Source organism: Pseudomonas sp. E1MeOHC2, from assembly GCF_058745025.1.
In genome coordinates, this window is sequence record NZ_CP196675.1 from 2,734,922 (window position 1) to 2,753,980 (window position 19,059).

The 19,059-nt window shown below is 61.1% G+C and carries 20 protein-coding genes; 11 read left to right on the top strand and 9 right to left on the bottom strand.

The genetic code is table 11. From position 1 onward, the window contains the following. The first annotated feature begins 32 nt into the window (after positions 1 to 32). From hisB to hisF, 5 genes are read left to right on the top strand one after another with little or no spacing between them, the layout of a single operon-like run. The gene (gene hisB, locus ACSSU5_RS12195; RefSeq protein ID WP_264310665.1) at positions 33 to 626 is read left to right on the top strand and encodes an imidazoleglycerol-phosphate dehydratase HisB; all 594 of its coding nucleotides are present in this window, start codon (positions 33 to 35) and stop codon (positions 624 to 626) included. After that, complete coding sequence (hisH, locus tag ACSSU5_RS12200; RefSeq protein WP_264310664.1) at positions 627 to 1,265, top strand: imidazole glycerol phosphate synthase subunit HisH; 639 nt, start codon at positions 627 to 629, stop codon at positions 1,263 to 1,265. It begins immediately after the preceding gene. After that, complete coding sequence (locus tag ACSSU5_RS12205; protein ID WP_264310663.1) at positions 1,266 to 1,526, top strand: DUF2164 domain-containing protein; 261 nt, start codon at positions 1,266 to 1,268, stop codon at positions 1,524 to 1,526. A 27-nt stretch (positions 1,527 to 1,553) separates the two neighbouring features. Next, positions 1,554 to 2,291 carry a 1-(5-phosphoribosyl)-5-[(5-phosphoribosylamino)methylideneamino]imidazole-4-carboxamide isomerase gene (hisA, locus tag ACSSU5_RS12210; RefSeq protein WP_016484508.1) on the top strand — a complete coding sequence of 246 codons (738 nt, stop codon included), beginning with the start codon at positions 1,554 to 1,556 and terminating at the stop codon, positions 2,289 to 2,291. 10 nt (positions 2,292 to 2,301) lie between these two features. Beyond that, positions 2,302 to 3,072 (top strand): imidazole glycerol phosphate synthase subunit HisF, encoded by a 771-nt coding sequence (gene hisF, locus ACSSU5_RS12215; protein WP_264310662.1) that lies wholly within the window; start codon positions 2,302 to 2,304, stop codon positions 3,070 to 3,072. 138 nt (positions 3,073 to 3,210) lie between these two features. On the opposite strand, the gene choV is transcribed toward hisF, so the two are convergent. The 3 genes from choV to ACSSU5_RS12230 all read right to left on the bottom strand — a co-directional run bounded on the left by choV (position 3,211) and on the right by ACSSU5_RS12230 (position 6,263). After that, positions 3,211 to 4,389, bottom strand: coding sequence for a choline ABC transporter ATP-binding protein (gene choV / locus ACSSU5_RS12220; RefSeq protein ID WP_027594275.1), 1,179 nt, complete (start codon positions 4,387 to 4,389; stop codon positions 3,211 to 3,213). Next, positions 4,386 to 5,234 carry a choline ABC transporter permease subunit gene (gene choW, locus ACSSU5_RS12225; RefSeq protein ID WP_264313988.1) on the bottom strand — a complete coding sequence of 283 codons (849 nt, stop codon included), beginning with the start codon at positions 5,232 to 5,234 and terminating at the stop codon, positions 4,386 to 4,388. The genes choV and choW overlap by 4 nt, the downstream gene beginning before the upstream one ends. 81 nt (positions 5,235 to 5,315) lie before the next feature. Continuing rightward, positions 5,316 to 6,263 (bottom strand): choline ABC transporter substrate-binding protein, encoded by a 948-nt coding sequence (locus tag ACSSU5_RS12230; protein WP_264310661.1) that lies wholly within the window; start codon positions 6,261 to 6,263, stop codon positions 5,316 to 5,318. A 453-nt stretch (positions 6,264 to 6,716) separates the two neighbouring features. Between ACSSU5_RS12230 and ACSSU5_RS12235 the strand changes: the two genes are divergently transcribed. Both ACSSU5_RS12235 and gbdR read left to right on the top strand, forming a co-directional pair. After that, on the top strand, positions 6,717 to 8,093 hold the full coding sequence (locus tag ACSSU5_RS12235; RefSeq protein WP_264310660.1) for an L-serine ammonia-lyase: 1,377 nt from the start codon (positions 6,717 to 6,719) through the stop codon (positions 8,091 to 8,093). A gap of 394 nt (positions 8,094 to 8,487) precedes the next feature. Further along, positions 8,488 to 9,594, top strand: coding sequence for a choline metabolism transcriptional regulator GbdR (gene gbdR / locus ACSSU5_RS12240; RefSeq protein ID WP_043203982.1), 1,107 nt, complete (start codon positions 8,488 to 8,490; stop codon positions 9,592 to 9,594). A gap of 121 nt (positions 9,595 to 9,715) precedes the next feature. Here the strand turns inward: gbdR and ACSSU5_RS12245 are convergent, their stop codons facing one another. Continuing rightward, a complete protein-coding gene (locus tag ACSSU5_RS12245) occupies positions 9,716 to 9,973 on the bottom strand; it encodes a hypothetical protein (protein WP_264310659.1) in 258 nt (85 codons plus the stop codon). Between the two features lie 371 nt (positions 9,974 to 10,344). Between ACSSU5_RS12245 and ACSSU5_RS12250 the strand changes: the two genes are divergently transcribed. Then, entirely contained in the window at positions 10,345 to 12,042 is a 1,698-nt protein-coding gene (locus ACSSU5_RS12250; RefSeq protein ID WP_492561238.1) for a zinc-dependent metalloprotease family protein, read from the top strand. Positions 12,043 to 12,102: 60 nt separating this feature from the next. Here ACSSU5_RS12250 and ACSSU5_RS12255 read toward each other — a convergent pair whose 3' ends face one another. The 4 genes from ACSSU5_RS12255 to choX form a co-directional block, all read right to left on the bottom strand. After that, the gene (locus ACSSU5_RS12255) at positions 12,103 to 12,576 is read right to left on the bottom strand and encodes a thioesterase family protein (RefSeq protein WP_492561239.1); all 474 of its coding nucleotides are present in this window, start codon (positions 12,574 to 12,576) and stop codon (positions 12,103 to 12,105) included. Between the two features lie 10 nt (positions 12,577 to 12,586). Continuing rightward, positions 12,587 to 13,552: an L-carnitine dehydrogenase gene (locus ACSSU5_RS12260; protein ID WP_492561240.1), complete on the bottom strand. Its 966-nt coding sequence runs from the start codon at positions 13,550 to 13,552 to the stop codon at positions 12,587 to 12,589. An 18-nt stretch (positions 13,553 to 13,570) separates the two neighbouring features. Continuing rightward, on the bottom strand, positions 13,571 to 14,455 hold the full coding sequence (gene cdhC, locus ACSSU5_RS12265; protein ID WP_492561241.1) for a 3-dehydrocarnitine:acetyl-CoA trimethylamine transferase CdhC: 885 nt from the start codon (positions 14,453 to 14,455) through the stop codon (positions 13,571 to 13,573). 122 nt (positions 14,456 to 14,577) lie between these two features. Then, positions 14,578 to 15,522, bottom strand: a complete 945-nt coding sequence (gene choX / locus ACSSU5_RS12270) for a choline ABC transporter substrate-binding protein (RefSeq protein ID WP_264310655.1) — start codon at positions 15,520 to 15,522, stop codon at positions 14,578 to 14,580. A gap of 147 nt (positions 15,523 to 15,669) precedes the next feature. Between choX and ACSSU5_RS12275 the strand changes: the two genes are divergently transcribed. Then, a complete protein-coding gene (locus ACSSU5_RS12275) occupies positions 15,670 to 16,614 on the top strand; it encodes a GlxA family transcriptional regulator (protein WP_264310654.1) in 945 nt (314 codons plus the stop codon). Between the two features lie 164 nt (positions 16,615 to 16,778). Here the strand turns inward: ACSSU5_RS12275 and ACSSU5_RS12280 are convergent, their stop codons facing one another. Further along, positions 16,779 to 17,180 carry a lysozyme inhibitor LprI family protein gene (locus ACSSU5_RS12280; RefSeq protein ID WP_264310653.1) on the bottom strand — a complete coding sequence of 134 codons (402 nt, stop codon included), beginning with the start codon at positions 17,178 to 17,180 and terminating at the stop codon, positions 16,779 to 16,781. A 284-nt stretch (positions 17,181 to 17,464) separates the two neighbouring features. Here ACSSU5_RS12280 and ACSSU5_RS12285 point away from each other — a divergent pair, with 284 nt between their 5' ends. Both ACSSU5_RS12285 and ACSSU5_RS12290 read left to right on the top strand, forming a co-directional pair. Further along, the gene (locus ACSSU5_RS12285; protein ID WP_003255700.1) at positions 17,465 to 18,442 is read left to right on the top strand and encodes a dipeptidase; all 978 of its coding nucleotides are present in this window, start codon (positions 17,465 to 17,467) and stop codon (positions 18,440 to 18,442) included. 77 nt (positions 18,443 to 18,519) lie between these two features. Further along, entirely contained in the window at positions 18,520 to 19,050 is a 531-nt protein-coding gene (locus ACSSU5_RS12290) for a DUF5943 domain-containing protein (protein ID WP_027594293.1), read from the top strand. The last annotated feature ends 9 nt before the right edge of the window (positions 19,051 to 19,059 follow it).

The window sequence follows — 19,059 nt, forward strand, 5'->3', positions numbered from 1 at the left end:
CCTTTTCGCCCAATGATTTTGCGGAGCTGGTGATGGTCGAACGTAAGGCTTCCGTCGAGCGCAATACCCTGGAAACCCAGGTCAAGTGCTCGATCAACCTAGATGGCAGCGGCAAGGCCCGATTTGATATCGGTGTGCCTTTCCTTGAACACATGCTCGACCAGATCGCCCGGCATGGGCTGATCGATCTGGACATCGAGTGCAAGGGTGACCTGCACATCGACGATCACCATACCGTCGAAGACGTCGGTATCACCCTGGGCCAAGCATTCGCCCAGGCGATCGGCGACAAGAAAGGCATCTTCCGCTACGGCCATGCCTATGTGCCGCTGGACGAAGCGCTGTCGCGCGTGGTCATCGACTTCTCGGGCCGCCCAGGCCTGCAGATGCACGTGCCGTTCACCCGCGCCACGGTCGGTGGCTTCGATGTCGACCTGTTCCAGGAATTCTTCCAGGGCTTCGTCAACCACGCCCTGGTGAGCCTGCACATCGACAACCTGCGTGGCCACAACACCCACCACCAGATCGAAACCGTTTTCAAGGCGTTCGGCCGCGCGCTGCGCATGGCCATTACCCTGGACGAGCGCATGGCTGGGCAGATGCCTTCCACCAAGGGATGCCTGTAAATGCAGACGGTAGCCGTAATCGACTATGGCATGGGCAATCTGCACTCGGTGGCCAAGGCACTTGAGCATGTCGGCGCCGGCAAGGTGCTGGTCACCAGCGACGCCGCGGTGATCCGCGAGGCTGATCGCGTGGTGTTCCCAGGCGTGGGTGCGATTCGCGACTGCATGGCTGAAATCCGTCGCCTGGGCTTCGACAGCCTGGTGCGTGAGGTTAGCCAGGACCGCCCGTTTCTCGGCATTTGTGTCGGCATGCAAGCGCTGCTCGAGCACAGTGAAGAGAACAACGGCGTCGACTGTATTGGCCTGTTCCCCGGCCAGGTGCGTTTCTTCGGCAAGGGCCTGCAAGAGGATGGCGAGCACCTGAAGGTGCCGCACATGGGCTGGAACGAAGTCAGCCAGGCCAACCAGCATCCGCTGTGGCACGACATCCCTGACCGCGCGCGCTTCTATTTTGTGCACAGCTACTACATCGATGCCGGCAAGCCGGCCCAGGTGGTCGGTCGCGGCCACTATGGCGTCGACTTTGCTGCCGCGCTGGCCGACGGCTCGCGCTTCGCCGTGCAGTTCCACCCGGAGAAAAGCCATACCCATGGCCTGCAACTGCTGCAGAACTTCGTTGCCTGGGACGGGCGCTGGTAAATGAGCAAATCGAAGACCAAGGCCCCGGTCATCACCCTGGCCGCCGAGCAGGAGCGCGAAGCGCTCGACACGCTCAAGCGCTTTCTCGAAGACCGTTTCGAGCTGCAGCTGGGGTCGTTTGAAGTGGCCGAGGTCCTCGACCTGTTCAGCAAAGAGATTGCACCCCATTACTACAACAGGGCGATTGCCGATGTTCAGCTGCACCTCAAGGAGCGGTTCGAGAGCATCGAGAGCGACCTGTGGGCACTCGAGAAGCCCTGAAACCCAACAAATAGACAGGTTCCCAAGATGCTGATTATCCCCGCTATCGATCTGAAGGACGGTGCTTGCGTGCGCCTGCGCCAGGGCCGCATGGAAGACTCCACGGTATTTTCCGACGACCCGGTGAGCATGGCCGCCAAATGGGTCGAAGGTGGCTGCCGCCGCCTGCACCTGGTTGACCTCAACGGCGCCTTCGAAGGCCAGCCGGTCAACGGTGAAGTGGTTACCGCCATCGCCAAGCGCTACCCAACCCTGCCGATCCAGATCGGCGGCGGTATCCGCTCGCTGGAAACCATCGAACACTACGTCAAGGCTGGCGTCAGCTACGTGATCATCGGCACCAAGGCGGTCAAGCAGCCGGAGTTTGTCGCCGAGGCCTGCAAGGCGTTCCCGGGCAAGGTCATCGTCGGCCTGGACGCCAAGGACGGCTTCGTTGCCACCGATGGTTGGGCTGAAGTCAGCACTGTTCAGGTCATCGACCTGGCCAAGCGCTTCGAGGCCGATGGCGTCTCGGCGATCGTCTACACCGACATCGCCAAGGACGGCATGATGCAGGGCTGCAACGTGCCCTTCACCAAGGCCCTGGCCGAAGCCACGCGCATTCCGGTGATCGCCTCGGGCGGCATCCACAACCTGGGCGACATCAAGGCCCTGCTGGACGCCAAGGCCCCCGGCATCATCGGCGCCATCACCGGCCGTGCCATCTACGAAGGCACCCTCGATGTTGCCGAGGCTCAGGCCTTCTGCGACAACTACCAAGGCTGAGGACTGAACCATGGCACTGGCCAAGCGCATCATCCCTTGCCTGGACGTGGACAACGGCCGGGTGGTCAAGGGCGTCAAGTTCGAGAACATCCGTGATGCCGGCGACCCGGTAGAGATTGCCCGTCGCTACAACGAGCAAGGTGCTGACGAAATCACCTTCCTCGACATCACCGCCAGCGTCGATGGCCGCGACACCACGCTGCATACCGTCGAGCGCATGGCCAGCCAGGTGTTCATCCCGCTGACCGTGGGCGGTGGCGTGCGCACCGTGCAGGACATCCGCAACCTGCTCAACGCCGGTGCCGACAAGGTATCGATCAACACGGCTGCGGTGTTCAACCCGGAGTTCGTGGGCGAGGCGGCAGACCGTTTTGGTTCGCAGTGCATCGTCGTCGCCATCGATGCCAAGAAGGTTTCCGCGCCGGGTGAAGAACCGCGCTGGGAGATTTTCACCCATGGCGGGCGCAAGCCGACCGGGTTGGATGCCGTTGAGTGGGCGAAGAAGATGGAAGGCCTGGGTGCCGGTGAGATCCTGCTGACCAGCATGGACCAGGACGGCATGAAGAACGGTTTTGACCTGGGGGTTACTCGGGCCATCAGCGATGCGCTGGGCATTCCGGTGATTGCGTCGGGGGGTGTGGGTAATCTGCAGCACCTGGCTGACGGCATTCTGGAAGGGCATGCCAGCGCGGTGCTGGCGGCCAGTATCTTCCACTTTGGCGAGTACACGGTGCCGGAGGCCAAGGCCTACATGGCTTCGCGCGGGATCGTGGTTCGCTGATTCGGTGATTGGGGCTGCTTTGCAGCCCTTCGCGGGCAAGCCCGCTCCCACAGGGAAAAGTACATAGCTCAGGGCTTGTCATGTACCTGTGGGAGCGGGCTTGTCCCGCGAATGGGCCGCAAAGCGGCCCCAGTTGCATCACCCGTGGTTCTTGCCAAGCAACGCGTGGTAAAGCTCGGTATCCCCAAGAATCCCCACCACCTTGTCGTTATCCTGCAGCACCAGCTTGTTGCCCGTCTGATAACGAATCTGCAGCGCCTCGCGCATGCCGATATCGGCGTGCACCACCGTCGGCCTGCGCTCCAGCAGTTCTACATTCTGCCCCGGCGCCCAATTCTGCATGTCCAGACCGTTCTGGCCTTGGCGTGCACGCTTGAGCGAGCCGCCTTCACCAATGTCCAGCCATGAGTCGATACCCGGGTCCAGGCACACCGAGCCATTGACCCGCTTGCAGTTGTCGAGGCTGCGCATCAGGCTGCGACCGCACAGCACGTTCAGCGGGTTAGTGTGGGCCACGAAGGTGCGCACATAGTCGTCCGCCGGGTTCAGCACGATCTCTTCCGGTTTGCTGTACTGGATGATCCGCCCGTCTTTCATGATTGCAATGCGGCTGCCCAGCTTCAGCGCTTCGTCCAGGTCGTGGCTGACGAACACGATGGTCTTGCTCAACTTGCGTTGCAGCTCCAGCAGCTCATCCTGCAGGCCTTGGCGGATCAGTGGGTCGAGCGCTGAGAACGGCTCGTCCATCAGCAGGATGTCGGCATCCATCGCCAGCGCCCGGGCCAGGCCCACACGCTGCTGCATGCCACCAGAAAGCTCATCGGGCTTTTTGTTGCGCCACTGGGTCAAGCCGACCAGTTCGAGCTTCTCGTCCACCAGCTTGCGCCGCTCTTTCTCCGGGCGGCCCTGCATTTCCAGGCCAAAGCTGATGTTCTCGCGCACGGTCAGCCAGGGCATCAGGGCAAACTTCTGGAACACCATGGCGATGCGCTTGGTGCGCATCATCTTCAGCTCGGCCGGGGTGCAGTGGGCGATGTCGATGTGCTTGCCTTCGTGCTCGACGAACAGCTTGCCACGGCTGACGGTGTTCAGGCCGTTAATGCAGCGCAGCAGGCTCGACTTGCCCGAACCGGACAGGCCCATGAGCACGCAGATCTCGCCTTTTTCGATATCCAGGTTGGCTTTTTCGACGCCCACCACCAGGCCGGTCTGCTTGAGGATCTGCTCGCGGGTCTTGCCTTGGTCGAGCAGCGAGAGTGCCTCGCGCGGTTTGTTGGAGAAGATGACGTCGACGTCTTCGAAACGAATGATGCTCATGCTTCACCCCTTACCGTGACTTCCGGTTGCTTGCAGATACGGTCGAGCATGATTGCCAGCAGCACAATCGCCAGGCCCGCTTCGAAGCCCAGGGAGATATCGGCGGTGTTCAGTGCGTTGACCACAGGTTTGCCCAGGCCGTCAGCACCTACCAGTGCCGCGATCACCACCATCGACAGCGACAGCATGATGCATTGAGTGACACCGGCAGCGATGCTCGGCATCGCGTGGGGCAGTTCGATGCGGGTGAGCAGTTGACGGCGCGAGCAGCCAAAGGCCTTGCCGGCGTCGAGCAGCTCTTGTGGCACATCGCAAATGCCCAGGTAGGTGAGGCGGATCGGCGCGGCAATGGCGAACACCACCGTCGAGATCAGCCCCGGGACCACGCCCAGGCCGAACAGGGTCAGGGTCGGGATCAGGTAAACGAAGGTTGGCACCGTCTGCATCAGGTCGAGTACCGGACGCATGGCGGTATAGAACATCGGTTTATGCGCAGCGACGATGCCCAGCGGCACGCCGATGGCCACGCAGACCACGGTGGCGAAGGTCACCTGCGCCAGGGTTTCCATGGTTTCCTGCCAGTAACCCAGGTTGAAGATAAGCAGGAACGACAGCGCAACGAACGCGGTCAGCCCCCACTTGCGCTGGATCAGGTGCGCCAGGGCGGCAAACAGGGCGATGAGGACGAACGGGTTGAACCAGGTCAGGGTACTGGTGACGCCATGGATCATGAACTCCAGGCCCTGCGCGATGGCGTCGAAGTAATTCGCGCCGTTCTGGGTCAGCCATTCGACGAACGACGCGATGTACTGGCCCAGGGGTATTTTCTGATCGATAAGCATGATAGCGAGCTTCCACCTGCAAAGATTGAAATCAGTCCGGGGCGGGCACGGTCCCGCCCCGAGGTAGCGCTATTGCGTGGTTCGTTATTGCGCCAGCTTGGCCTTGGCCGCCTCAAGGCCGGGTTTGCCATCAACGGTGGTAACGCCGGCCAGCCAGGTATCCAGCTTGCCGGGGTTGTCTTTTAGCCACTTCTTGGCGGCTGCTTCGGGTTTCATCTTGTCGTCCAGGACATAGCCCATCATGGTGCTTTCATCCTTGAGCTCGAACGACAGGTTCTTGAGCAGTTGGCCAACGTTGCTGCATTCCTGCGCGTAGCCCTTGCGGGTATTGGTCAATACGGTTGCTTTGCCGAATTCGGGGCCGAAGAAGTCATCGCCGCCGGTCAGGTACTGCATCTTGAAGCGGGTATTCATCGGGTGCGGTTCCCAGCCCAGGAACACCACCGACTCGCCGCGTTTCTGCGCCCGGTCGACCTGCGACAGCATGCCGGCCTCGCTGGACTGCACGATCTTGAAACCGGCGTCCTTCAGGCCGAAGGCGTTCTTGTCGATCATGCTTTGGATGGTGCGGTTGCCGTCGTTACCCGGTTCGATGCCGTAGATCTTGCCGTCCAGCTCCTGCTTGAACTTGGGGATGTCGGCAAAATCCTTCAGACCCTTGTCGTACAGCGCCTGAGGTACGGCCAGGGTGTACTTGGCGTTTTCCAGGTTGGCGCGCACGGTATCGACAGTGCCGGCGTCGCGGTACTGCTTGATGTCGTTCTCCATGGTCGGCATCCAGTTGCCGAGAAACACGTCCAGGTCCTTGCCGGTTGCCAGCGACTTGTAGGTCACCGGTACCGAGATCATGGTGGTGTGGGTCTTGTAACCCAGGGCTTCGAGCACAACGCTTGTGGTTGCTGTCGTCACAGTGATGTCGGTCCAGCCAACATCGGAGAAGCGTACCGTCTGGCACTGCTCAGGCTCGGCGGCCTGGGCCAGCAGCGGGGTGGACAACAACGCAACCAGCAACAGCGAGGGTGAACCTTTCATGGATGGACTCCTGTGATTTTGTCTTCGGGTTCGCGTGGGTCGCCGGGCTTTCTGAAGGTCCGGTCGACCAGGCCTGCAGAGGGCAGGTTGCGTGGCCGTGCTATACGAGTCGCTTTTGATAATCCTCCAGCGCCGGGCAATCGCCTACTGGTGGGGTCGTATCCAGTACGGAACGGGTCGTATCCAGTACGGGCGATGTCGCATATGGGTTTTTCCACCCCCTCGGCCGCGTTTTTGCGTCACCAGACCGCTGGAAAGCGGCGTATGGCTGGCTGTTCCTCAGGTAAAAACAGCGCGGCGCAGTTGAACAAAAGTACGTCGGTTGCAGACGGCGAAGGGGTAGGCAAAAGCCCGATGATGCGTGCATTCATGGCGGCTCGCAGCTTCAGCCTAGCAGTTGCCCCGCCCTGCGCATGGCGCGCAGAGACAAGCCCAGCAAGAGGTGATTCGACAATGGCCATCAGCGTGTTCGACCTGTTCAAGATCGGTGTCGGGCCTTCCAGCTCCCACACCGTCGGCCCCATGCGGGCTGGCGCTCTGTTCGTTCAGGGGCTGCGTGAGCGCGGCGAGCTGGAGCAGGTAAAACGGATCGAGGTGCGGCTGTATGGTTCGCTCTCGGCCACCGGCATCGGCCACGGTACCGACAACGCCACCATCATGGGCCTGATGGGCGATTGGCCTGACGCCATCGACCCGACCCAGATCGTCCCCCGCATCGCAGACCTGCGCGAAACCAACACGCTGTTGCTGGATGGGCGGTTGCCCATCGAGTTCGTCTGGGCCCGCGACATGCTGCTGCTGGACGAGAACCTGCCGTACCACCCCAACGCCATGACCCTGATCGCCGAAGGCGCGCAGGGCGAGCTGCACCGCGACACCTACTACTCGGTGGGCGGCGGTTTTGTGGTCGATGCCGCGCAGGCCGCCAGCGGTGTGCTGGACGCCGACCAGACCGTGCTGCCCTACGACTTCAACAGTGCCGCTGAGCTGTTGCAACTGTGTAAGCAAAACGACCTCAGCGTGTCGCAATTGATGATGGCCAACGAGAAGGTCTGGCGCAGCGAGGAAGAGATCCACGCCGGCCTGCAGAAGCTCTGGCAAGCCATGCAGGAGTGCGTCACCAATGGCCTTAAATACGAAGGCACGCTGCCCGGTGGCCTCAACGTCCGGCGCCGCGCCGCCAAGTTGCACCGCAGCTTGCAGGAGATCGGCAAGCCCAACGTGATCGGCTCGACCATGAGCGCCATGGAGTGGGTCAACCTGTTCGCCCTGGCGGTCAACGAAGAAAACGCCGCCGGCGGGCGCATGGTCACCGCGCCCACCAACGGCGCTGCGGGCATCATCCCGGCGGTGCTGCATTACTACATGCGCTTCAGTGATGTGGTGGACGAGTCGAACGTGACCGACTTCTTCCTCGCGGCGGCAGCGGTCGGCATCTTGTGCAAGAAGAACGCTTCGATTTCCGGTGCCGAAGTCGGCTGCCAGGGCGAGGTCGGTTCGGCCTGCGCCATGGCGGCGGCTGGCCTTGCGCAAGTGTTGGGGGCCACACCGCCACAACTGGAAAACGCCGCCGAAATCGCCTTGGAACACAACCTTGGCCTGACCTGCGACCCGGTCGGTGGCCTGGTCCAGGTGCCGTGCATCGAGCGCAACGCGATTGCCGCGGTCAAGGCGATCAACGCGGTGCAGATGGCCCTGCGCGGCGACGGCGAACACTTCATCTCCCTCGACCAGGTAATCCGCACCATGCGCGATACCGGCGCCGACATGCACGACAAGTACAAAGAGACTTCGCGCGGCGGCCTGGCGGTCAGTGCTATCGAATGCTGATGCGCTAATCGCGCACGCATTCTCATCACAACGCCCCGTTATGGGGCGTTTGTGTATGACCGGCCGTCAGATGTCGTGATGAGTGTGGGCATTGTCGGTGACACTTAAGAGTGTCGTTTCTGGGCAACCCACAAGGCACGTGTCACCAAAGTGCTCACCAGTTACACGTAGCACGCCTAGCACGGCGGTTCTAGAAGACCAGCCAGCTCGCTCCGAAGGCCCTGATTTGCCGAACAAAGGCGTCGTTTTCAGGTTTTTTCGGATAGCCGTTCAATTTCAGGCACGGCGTTTGCGTTGAGATTGGCAACAAGCCCCTACCTACGAAAAAGGGGCCATAACAAAAAATCAGTGTCCGCCTGAGGCACACCCTGCATTTGTGTGAGGAGAAATCGCGATGACGTCGTACACCTCCGGGAATCCAACCCAGAACCGCACAGCCCCCCAGTCCATCGGGTTTCTTCTACTGGACAACTTCACCCTGATTTCCCTGGCATCGGCCGTCGAGCCGCTGCGCATGGCCAACCAGCTTTCTGGCCGCGAGCTGTACCGTTGGCACACCCTGACCGTTGATGGCGGCCAGGTTTGGGCCAGCGATGGTCTGCAGATCACCCCGGACGCGGCGATGCACAGCGCCCCGCCAATCGACACGGTGATTGTCTGCGGTGGCGTCGGCATTCAGCGCACCGTTACCCGTGAACACGTGACCTGGCTGCAGGCGCAGGCCCGCCAGTCGCGCCGCCTGGGCGCCGTGTGTACCGGCAGTTGGGCGCTGGCCTGTGCCGGGCTGCTCGATGGCTTCGATTGCAGCGTGCACTGGGAATGCCTGGCCGCCATGCAAGAGGCTTACCCGCGGGTGAACATGAGCACCCGCCTGTTCACCCTCGACCGCAACCGCTTCACCAGCTCCGGTGGCACCGCGCCGCTGGACATGATGCTGCACTTGATCAGCCGCGACCACGGCCGTGAGCTGTCGGCGGCGATTTCCGAGATGTTTGTCTACGAGCGTATTCGCAACGAGCAGGATCACCAGCGCGTGCCGCTCAAGCACATGCTCGGCACCAACCAGCCGAAGCTGCAAGAAATCGTCGCGCTGATGGAGGCCAACCTGGAAGAGCCGATCGACCTCGACGAACTGGCGGTGTATGTAGCCGTGTCGCGCCGGCAGCTCGAGCGGTTGTTCCAGAAGTACCTGCACTGCTCGCCGTCACGCTATTACCTCAAGCTGCGCCTGATCCGGGCGCGGCAGCTGCTGAAGCAGACGCCGATGTCGATCATCGAAGTGGCGTCGGTGTGCGGCTTTGTGTCCACACCGCACTTCTCCAAGTGCTACCGCGAGTACTTCGGCATTCCGCCGCGTGACGAGCGTGTGGGCTCCAATACCGCGCAGCAGGTGGCGATGATGCCGATTCCGCAGGCCATGACCTTGTCGCCGCACAGCGGGCCGATGGCGGCCCTGAGCCAGGCGCGTAACGAGTCGACCTTTGCCAGCGTGAGGCTCTGATACCGAGCCGGCCCCTTCGCGGGGCAAGCCCGCTCCCACAGGATCACCGCTGGCTCATGTCCAGCGGATAACCTGTGGGAGCGGGCTTGCCCCGCGAAGAGGCCGGTAGAGGGAAAACCGATCAGGCTCGCTTGCTGAACTGCGCCAGCGCAGGCAAAAGCTGTTTCTCGATCGCCTGGCGCACTGCCGGCAGGATCGTCGCGCTGCCGGTATACATCTGCTCCACCATCCCCTTCAGCGCCCGCGCATTGGGCTCGGTCAGCCCACGCACCACCGCCTCGCAAGCCTGTTCGGCACTGGCCCCGGCCGGAATCTCGAACCCCCGCGCGCGCAGGTGGCCTGCCAGGTCGTCCTGATCAATCAAATCCGCATGCATCATGGCTGTTGTCCCTTTTATCGCTAAGAGAGTGCTGCTGTGATTTACGACCGATTCTGTGACGACCGCGACATGCCCGCAACAACAGAATGTTGGCATGGCTGCATTGGCTAAGAACAGGTCGTTTACGGCTAAATCACCCTGCGCTGAAGTGCGCACACTCAAGCCATCTACCGCAACGGAGGGTTTGGTCACCCTCGTTCGTGCACAGTGGATGTTGCTCGCTCTTGGCCCCGGATGCTCACGGCTTTCCGGGGTTATTTTTTGCCCATAGTTCGCTGTTTTTCACGCGGTTGCCTGACATTTCTGCCAGGTGACGAGTCTGCGCGTTACCTGCTTTGCTAGAGGCGATGGATTTCCACAGGAGCGGGAATGTGAAAGCGATTATCTATAGGACGTGGCTGGCCATTGCAGGGGGCGTGTTGCTAGCGGCCTGCTCGTCATCGACGCCGCCAGAGAGCGGCACTTCAAGGAGCACTTCAAGGGCGGTTACGCAACTGTTCATGCTTGAACCAACCCCTGACCGCAACACATTGCAAAAGACAGCTACCGGATACTTGGCCACGTTACTCGCGGACCCGGCGAACCAGGAAATTACCTTGGTGAAGGTAGACCCGACGGTAGTCAGCAGTAACACTCAAGACCTCGCAGTCACCCTGCCGAATGGCAAGACAGCACAGTTCCATTTGCGCGATTACAACACCATCACCCCTGGCATCGAGGGCTGGGTGGGGTATAAGCCTTCAGCCTGGAAGCAGGCGCATCCCTCTTCCGCTGCGGAAATCGAAAATGACCCGTTCTATTACCTGTCGCTGGCTCGGCAGGGTGACACGTTAGTAGGCGACTTGAGGTTCGAGGGGCAAGCCTACCGAATCGAGTCAGTCAGCCCGGGGCAGCAGGCCTTGATCAAGGTCGATGGAACTAAGCTGCCGCCTGACGCAAAGCCGCTTGAAATCGCGGGCACTGCTCAAGCGGATGAAATGCTCGGCAAGCGGCCGACGTCTGCTTCCAGCATCATTCGGGTGCTGCTTGTGACGACGAACGAATTGCGCCAAAGGAATCCGAATTACAGGGTGAGCCTCGCCAATGCGTTGCAAAATGCCAATCAATACATGATCAATAGTCAGGTTCCCATTACCTTCGAAATCGCTGCTTACTATGATGCAGATCATAATGAGTCAGGCCGCTCCATGAGCGTGCAACTTAGTGAATTTTCCAATACAACCAAAGGGTTTGGTCAACAAGTGTTCACTGAGCGTGGAAAATATCGCGCTGACTTGGCTACCCTGTACGTGGTCGCCAATAATTATTGCGGTCAGGCTCAGCTGAGTGTTAGTAAGCAGACTCAAGGGTATTCCATTATCAACTGCTCAGGTTCGCTGGGTCATGAAATGGGTCATAACCTGGGTGCCATGCATCGTCATAGTGAGCCAGCCAACGTGCCTGAGTATGCGTACGGCTATAAAGATGTTACGGGTAACTTTCATACGCAAATGAGGACCTCGCACGGCGCGCTACCTTACTTTGCCAACCCCCGCCTTAGTTACAACGGCCGCCCGCTCGGTGACCCACAACTTCACGATGTCGCCCGTCGTTTCAATGAGCGCAGAGAAATTGTTGAAAGTCTCTACCCACCACCCCTGCGGCCAAAAATGTTGGTGAACAGTCAACGTGCCCAGCAAGGAAAAGCTTCGTGTTTAAATTTGGTAGCAAGCGGCACCGTTTCGTTCGCTTCTTGCGATGTCGATATTGAAGCAAGCGATCGGCAGTGGAAGTTTTACCGTGTTGGTCTTAGATATGTGCTGGTGAACGATGGTGCGGAAAGTCGGGGGGCTTCTAATGCCTGCCTGCGTGGCAGCACTTCAATGAGCATGAGGATGTATCCATGCCCCAAAGAATCCACGATAGAGCAGATGCTGTACTGGGAGAAAGTCCCCCTAGGTGATGGGAAAAATATGTTAAGAACCTATTGGACGAATATTGACTATTGCCTAAGTGCGGGCGGCGATGATGTAAGATTAGCGCGCTGTAACCGAGCAGACAGTTCTCAGCGATGGGACTGGGAACCTTAATCTTCATCAGCACTTTCTTAGGCTAGCTGACGGTGGGCCCAATAGCGTCTGCGGACCCAGCTACTGGGATCGCAGACCAATAACACGTTGAACATACACTGGGTTCAGCAGATCTTGCTGTTCCTCAGCTAACTGCTTTAGCCGTTCGACACTAGTCGCTCTAAACACAGCAGCTTTTGGCCCGGTCAAGTCTACGTGTAGCAGCAACTGTTCGCTTGCCGCCAGCACCTCGTCGAACCCCGCCCGGTGCAGGCTGTGGTAGACATGCAGGCGCTTGCGATCAAAACCGATGATCTGCGTCTGCACCCACACCTCGGTGCCCAGCTTCACTTCATGCAGGTAGTTGATGTGCGCCTCCAGGGTGAACAGCGAGTTGCCGCTCTGCCCACGGCTGTCGGCATCCAGGCCGATGCGCTCCATCAGCGCATCCGTGGCATAACTGAAAATCAGCAGGTAATAGGCATCGCGCAGATGCCCGTTGTAGTCCACCCAGTCCTCCTGGACTGGGGTGCGATAGGTGATCAGTGCGGGCATTGCAGTCTCCTCAATCGCCAAAGGCCATGCCGTGGTTGGCTTTGCTGGTCTTCACCGCTTCCAGTACGGCCAGCAGGGTGTCATCACGATAGCGCTCCAGCGCGGCGATGCTGCGTTCGCCCAGTTGCTCCGAGGTGCCGTTCACCACATCGTCGATCAGTTTGTCGGTCAGCTCCGGTGCCGGCAGGTAGGTCCAGGGCAGTTTCAGGGCTGGGCCGAATTGCGACATGAAGTGGCGCATGCCGGCGTCGCCACCGGCCAGGGTGTAGGTTAGGAAAGTGCCCATGAACGACCAGCGCAGGCCGGCGCCAAAGCGGATGGCATCGTCGATCTCGCCGGTGGTCGCCACACCGTCGTTGACCAGGTGCAGGGCCTCGCGCCACAGCGCTTCGAGCAGGCGGTCGGCGATGAAGCCGGGGACCTCTTTGCGCACATGCAGCGGGCGCATGCCGAGTGCTGTGTAGATGGTTTTTGCGGCTTCGACCGCTTCAGGCGAAGTGTGATTGCCGCCGACGATCTCTACCAGCGGCAGCAGGTACACCGGGTTGAACGGATGGCCCACCACGCAGCGCTCCGGGTGGGTGGACGATTCGTAGAACTCGCTGGGCAGCAGCCCTGAAGTGCTGCTGCCGATGATGGCGTCGGGCTTGGCTGCAGCGCTGATTTTTGCGTGCAGGTCGAGCTTGAGGTCCAGCCGCTCTGGCGCGCTTTCCTGGATGAAGTCGGCATCGCGCACGCAGGCTTCGATGGTGGTCACGAACTTCAGGCGCTCTTGTGATGCGCCAGGTGCCAGGCCTTGCTTTTCAAGTACCGGCCAGGCGTTGGCGATACGTTTGCGCAGAGCCTGCTCGGCGCCGGGCGCCGGGTCCCAGGCGACCACATCCAGGCCGTGGGCGAGGGCACGGGCGACCCAGCCGCTGCCGATCACGCCGCTACCCAGGGCGGCGAATGTCTTGATCTCGGTAATGAAGGTCATGTTGGTCTCCTGAAAGGATCAGCGGCGCTTGAGATTCATTTTTTCCCGGCCCTCGGCCGGGGTCAGTACGCGGGCGCCGAGGCGCGAGATGATCTCCACCGCGCGCTCGACCAGTTGGCCATTGCTGGCCAGCACACCACGGTCCAGGTACAGGTTGTCTTCCAGGCCCACGCGTACGTTGCCGCCGAGCAGGACCGCCTGGGCTGCCATGGGCATCTGCATGCGACCGATGCCGAAGCCGGCCCAGGTGACGTTGGCGGGTAAGTTGTCGACCATGGCTTTCATGGTGGTGGTGTCGGCCGGTGCGCCCCACGGGATGCCCAGGCACAGTTGGAACAGCGGGTCGTCGAGCAGGCCTTCCTTGATCATCTGCTTGGCGAACCACAGGTGGCCGGTGTCGAAGATTTCCAGTTCGGCTTTAACGCCCAGCTCGGTGATGCGCTTGGCGCCGGCGCGTAGTTGAGCCGGGGTAGAGACGTAGATCGAGTTGCCGTCGCCGAAGTTGAGCGTGCCGCAGTCGAGGGTGCAAATTTCTGGCAGCAGGGCTTCGACATGGGCCAGGCGCTCCAGCGGGCCGATCAGGTCGGTGCCGGGGCCAAATTCCATGGGGGTCTCGCCTGGGCCGATCTCCAGGTCGCCGCCCATGCCGGCGGTAAGGTTGACGATGATGTCCACGTCGGCTTCGCGGATGCGTTCCATGACTTCGCGGTACAGGTTCACGTCGCGGCTGAAGCGGCCGGTTTGCGGGTCGCGGACGTGGCAGTGGACCACGGTGGCGCCGGCTTTGGCGGCTTCGACGGCGGCTTCGGCGATCTGTTTGGGGGTGACCGGGACCAGGTGGCTTTTCGAGGCGGTGTCGCCGGCGCCGGTGAGGGCGCAGGTGATGATGACGTCGTGGTTCATGGCGGTTCCTTGTGGTGTCTGTGCTGGCCTATTCGCGGGCAAGCCCGCTCCCACAGGATCAAGGTGACCCTGAGCTTTGCGCTGTACCTGTAGGAGCAGCCTTGTGCTGCGAAAGGGCCGGGTCAGTTGGCGGTGAGCTTGAGGTTGTCTGCGGCAGGCTTGCCATCGAAGGTAGTCACCCCTTCAAGCCAGCGGGCCTTGTCCTCGGGGTGGTCCTTGAGCCACTGGCGGGCCGATTCCAGCGCATCCTTGTGGTCGAGCAGCGGCTGCATCATGCGGCTCTCGTCCTCGGCGCTGAACTTCAGGTTGGCCAGCAGGCGGTGGGCGTTGGGGCAGCGTTCGGCGTAGTCCGGCGCAGTCACCGTCCACACCGTCGCACGGCCCTCGTCAGGGCCGAGGGCATCCTGGCTGTCACCCAGGTAGGCCATGTCGATGTTGACGTTCATCGGGTGCGGCGCCCAGCCGAAGAACACCACCGCTTCCTTGCGCCGCACGGCACGGTCGACCGCAGCGAGCATGCCGGCCTCGCTGGACTCGACCAGCTGGAACTTGCCCAGGCCGAACTGGTTCTTGGCGATCATCGCCTTGATCTGGGTATTGGCCCCCGAGCCAGGTTCGATGCCGTAAATTTTCCCGCCCAGCTCTTTTTCGAACTTGTGGATATCTGCAAAGGTCTTCAGGCCCTTGTCAGCCAGGTACGTGGGCACTGCCAGGGTGGCGCGGGCATCTTCCAGGCTGGGCTTGTCGAGCACCTTCACCTGCTTGGCGTCGATGAATGGGGTGATGGTCTGGGTCATGATCGGGTTCCAGTAACCCAGGAACATGTCCAGGCGCTTGTCGCGGATGCCGGCAAAGATGATCTGCTGCGAAGCGCTGGTCTGCTTGGTCTGGTAACCCAGGCCGTCGAGCAACACTTGGGCCATGGCGCTGGTGGCGATGACGTCAGTCCAGTTGACCACGCCCAGGCGCACGTTCTGGCAGGCGGCGGGCTCGGCGGCTAGAAGCGGGGTAGAGGCGATGCTGCTCACGGCAAGGGTCAACAGGCTGCGGCGGATCAAGCTGTGCATGGTGGCTCTCCATCGGCAGTGCATATTGTTATGGGGTTCGGTCTCTCTGGGCCGTGTGAACACGCTACGCTGCTGGCGGGGTGGAAAATCGCACCCTGGCGACCAACACTTGCACCCAGGCGACCACCTTCACTGTGGAGCACAGCAATGCCGCAGATCATTCATTTCCTGTTGTTGCCAGGCTTCTCGGCCATGGGCTTTATCAGTGCGCTGGAACCACTGCGCGTGGCCAACCGGTTCAAAGGCCCGTCGTACTGCTGGCAGGTGCTGAGCCTGGATGGCGGCGCGGTGCAGGCCAGCAATGGGATGTCGGTAAACGCCGATGCGGCGTTGGGCGCGGGCGAGGCGAGCGGTATTTTGCTGATCGTCGCCGGTTTCGAGCCGTTGGCCTGTTATGGGCCGCCACTGCAGCAGGCGTTGCGCCGTCTGGATCATGACGGGGTGATACTCGGTGGCATCGATACCGGCGCGGTGGTGCTGGCCGAGGCCGGCTTGCTCGACGGCCACCGCGCTACCGTGCACTGGGAAGCGCTGGAAGCGTTCAAGGAAAACTACCCAGGCTTGCAGGCTACCCAGGAGCTGTTCGAAATCGATCGGCGGCGTATCACCTGCGCGGGCGGCACCGCCTCGATTGATCTGATGCTCGACCTGATTGCGCAAGCCCACGGCAGTGAGCTGGCGGTGCAGGTGTCGGAGCAGTTCGTGCTCGGGCGTATCCGCCCGCGACAGGATCACCAGCGCATGCAGATCGCCAGCCGCTATGGCATCAGCAACAAGAAGCTGGTGAAAGTGATCGGCGAGATGGAGCGCAATACCGAGCAGCCGCTCAATACCCAGGTGCTGGCCGATGCGGTGCAAGTGACGCGGCGGCAGTTGGAGCGGCTGTTTCGCCTGCACCTGGACGACACGCCCAGCGGCTTTTACCTGCGGTTGCGGTTGGACAAGGCGCGGCAGTTGTTGCGCCAAACCGACATGAGTGTGCTGGAGGTGGGGGTTGCTTGTGGGTTCGAGTCAGCGTCGTACTTTACCCGCTGTTACCGGGCGCGGTACCAGCGTTGCCCGCGGGAGGATCGGTTGGCCCGGGCGGTTTGATGTTTGTCAGTGCTGGCCTCTTCGCGGGACAAGCCCGCTCCCACAGATAGGTGTGGTCCCAAGGCATGCGTAGCACCTGTGGGCGCAACTGCCTTGCTCAAACTTTGAAAGCCCGCGCGATCTGTGTGGGAGCGGGCTTGTCCCGCGAAGAGACCAGTACAGGTTTACTGCTGGCCGATGGACTGCAGGTATTCCGAGCGGTCATCACTGCGCTGTGCCACGCAGGTATCCCACGCCGCCTCGAACGCCTTGCTGCCGGGCTTTTCGGCATAGGTCTCGACCTTGCAGTCGGCATCGCGCAGCTGCGTCCACACCTTCTCGGCTGCCTCCATGCGCCCAACCAAGGCCGTGGCCTGGTCGGTTTCGTCGGCATACTGGTCGCGAATACGCTGCATCAAGTCATCGTAAGCCGATTTCAGCTCACGCTCGGCGGTCTGCTTGTTGAACGCCGCGCACGCGTAAGTCTGCTGGTCGGTCTCGACGTTGTCGCACGGGGTGCTTTCTTCCTCGCCGGCCTGGGCGCCCGACACGACGGCCAGCAGTACCAGCCATGCCAATGATTTCATCCTTTTCTCCTCCACAGGCTGACGAATCGCAGGGATTCTCGCTCAGCCGAAGGCAACGCGGTAGCTCCCTGACGAAATGTTCATGAAAGCCTGCAAAATGTCGTTATCGAGACTGTCTCTCATCGCCAAACAGCGGCGCAGAGGGCCTGTTGTCGCGCATTGACGCTTTCGGCAAACCCCCTGTCGTTTTTGCATCGGGGCGCCTCGGGGCACAGGCATATGCTGGCCCCAAAGCGCCGGCACAATGTTCGGCGTGACCCAACTCAATAAAAGGGGACAGCCTGATGAGCCCAGCCGAATTACACGCCGACAGCATCGTCATCGACGGTTTGATCATTGCCAAATGGAACCGCGAGCTGTTCGAAGACATGCGCAAAGGCGGCCTGACCGCGGCCAACTGCACGGTGTCGGTCTGGGAAGGGTTCAAGGCCACGGTCGACAACATCGCTTCCAGCCAGAAGCTGATTCGCGACAACAGCGACCTGGTCATGCCCGTGCGTACCACCGCCGACATTCGCAAGGCCAAAGAGCTGGGCAAGACCGGCATCCTGTTCGGCTTCCAGAACGCCCACGCGTTCGAAGACCAGATTGCTTACGTGGACGTGTTCAAGCAGCTGGGCGTGGGCATCGTGCAGATGTGCTACAACACCCAGAACCTGGTCGGCACCGGCTGCTACGAGCGTGACGGCGGGCTGTCCGGCTTCGGCCGCGAGATCGTCGCCGAAATGAACCGCGTCGGCATCATGTGCGACCTGTCCCACGTCGGCTCCAAGACCTCCGAAGAAGTCATCCTCGAATCGAAAAAGCCGGTCTGCTACTCCCACTGCCTGCCGTCGGGGCTCAAGGAGCACCCGCGCAACAAGTCGGATGAAGAGCTCAAGTTCATCGCCGACCACGGCGGCTTCGTCGGCGTGACCATGTTTGCGCCGTTCCTGGCCAAGGGCATCGATTCGACCATCGACGACTACGCCGAAGCCATCGAATACACCATGAACATCGTCGGTGAAGACGCCATCGGCATCGGCACCGACTTCACCCAGGGCCACGGCCAGGACTTCTTCGAATACCTGACCCACGACAAGGGCTACGCCCGTCGCCTGACCAACTTCGGCAAAATCATCAACCCGCTGGGCATTCGCACCGTTGGCGAGTTCCCCAACCTCACCGAGACCTTGCTCAAGCGCGGCCACTCCGAACGTGTGGTGCGCAAGATCATGGGCGAGAACTGGGTAAACGTCCTCAAGGATGTCTGGGGCGAGTAAGCCGCTCTCCAAGCCTGAAAGCCCCTGCCAGCAACGCCGGGGCATCCCAATAAAAAATTTTATGGAGTTGAGTTTCCATGGCCAAGATCGCCCCGCAATTGCCAATCGAAGTCGACAGCGAGACCGGTGTCTGGACCAGCGACGCCTTGCCGATGCTGTATGTGCCACGCCATTTCTTCGTCAACAACCACATCGGCATCGAAGAAGTGCTGGGCGCTGACGCCTATGCCGAGATCCTCTACAAGGCCGGTTACAAGTCCGCCTGGCACTGGTGCGAGAAGGAAGCCGAATGCCATGGCCTGGAAGGCGTGGCGGTGTTCGAGCACTACATGAAGCGCCTGTCCCAGCGGGGCTGGGGCCTGTTCGAGATCCAGGACATCGACCTGGATAAAGGCACCTGCAGCGTCAAGCTCAAGCATTCGGCGTTCGTGTACGTGTACGGCAAGGTGGGTCGCAAGGTCGATTACATGTTCACCGGCTGGTTCGCCGGCGCAATGGACCAGATTCTCGCTGCCCGCGGCAGCAAGATCCGCACCGTGGCCGAACAGGTCTACGGCGGGTCGGAAGAAGGCCACGAAGATGGCCTGTTCGTTACAAAGCCGTTGTAAGCCGGAGAT

Coding starts and splice junctions, on each gene's coding strand:
- cdhC (WP_492561241.1), bottom strand. CDS start 14,455: ATGAACCACGACGTCATCATCACCTGCGCCCTCACCGGCGCCGGCGAC.
- ACSSU5_RS12255 (WP_492561239.1), bottom strand. CDS start 12,576: ATGCCCGCACTGATCACCTATCGCACCCCAGTCCAGGAGGACTGGGTG.
- gbdR (WP_043203982.1), top strand. CDS start 8,488: ATGACGTCGTACACCTCCGGGAATCCAACCCAGAACCGCACAGCCCCC.
- ACSSU5_RS12230 (WP_264310661.1), bottom strand. CDS start 6,263: ATGAAAGGTTCACCCTCGCTGTTGCTGGTTGCGTTGTTGTCCACCCCG.
- hisB (WP_264310665.1), top strand. CDS start 33: ATGGTCGAACGTAAGGCTTCCGTCGAGCGCAATACCCTGGAAACCCAG.
- choV (WP_027594275.1), bottom strand. CDS start 4,389: ATGAGCATCATTCGTTTCGAAGACGTCGACGTCATCTTCTCCAACAAA.
- hisA (WP_016484508.1), top strand. CDS start 1,554: ATGCTGATTATCCCCGCTATCGATCTGAAGGACGGTGCTTGCGTGCGC.
- ACSSU5_RS12290 (WP_027594293.1), top strand. CDS start 18,520: ATGGCCAAGATCGCCCCGCAATTGCCAATCGAAGTCGACAGCGAGACC.
- ACSSU5_RS12275 (WP_264310654.1), top strand. CDS start 15,670: ATGCCGCAGATCATTCATTTCCTGTTGTTGCCAGGCTTCTCGGCCATG.
- choX (WP_264310655.1), bottom strand. CDS start 15,522: ATGCACAGCTTGATCCGCCGCAGCCTGTTGACCCTTGCCGTGAGCAGC.
- ACSSU5_RS12285 (WP_003255700.1), top strand. CDS start 17,465: ATGAGCCCAGCCGAATTACACGCCGACAGCATCGTCATCGACGGTTTG.
- hisH (WP_264310664.1), top strand. CDS start 627: ATGCAGACGGTAGCCGTAATCGACTATGGCATGGGCAATCTGCACTCG.
- ACSSU5_RS12245 (WP_264310659.1), bottom strand. CDS start 9,973: ATGATGCATGCGGATTTGATTGATCAGGACGACCTGGCAGGCCACCTG.
- ACSSU5_RS12235 (WP_264310660.1), top strand. CDS start 6,717: ATGGCCATCAGCGTGTTCGACCTGTTCAAGATCGGTGTCGGGCCTTCC.
- ACSSU5_RS12260 (WP_492561240.1), bottom strand. CDS start 13,552: ATGACCTTCATTACCGAGATCAAGACATTCGCCGCCCTGGGTAGCGGC.
- hisF (WP_264310662.1), top strand. CDS start 2,302: ATGGCACTGGCCAAGCGCATCATCCCTTGCCTGGACGTGGACAACGGC.
- ACSSU5_RS12280 (WP_264310653.1), bottom strand. CDS start 17,180: ATGAAATCATTGGCATGGCTGGTACTGCTGGCCGTCGTGTCGGGCGCC.
- ACSSU5_RS12205 (WP_264310663.1), top strand. CDS start 1,266: ATGAGCAAATCGAAGACCAAGGCCCCGGTCATCACCCTGGCCGCCGAG.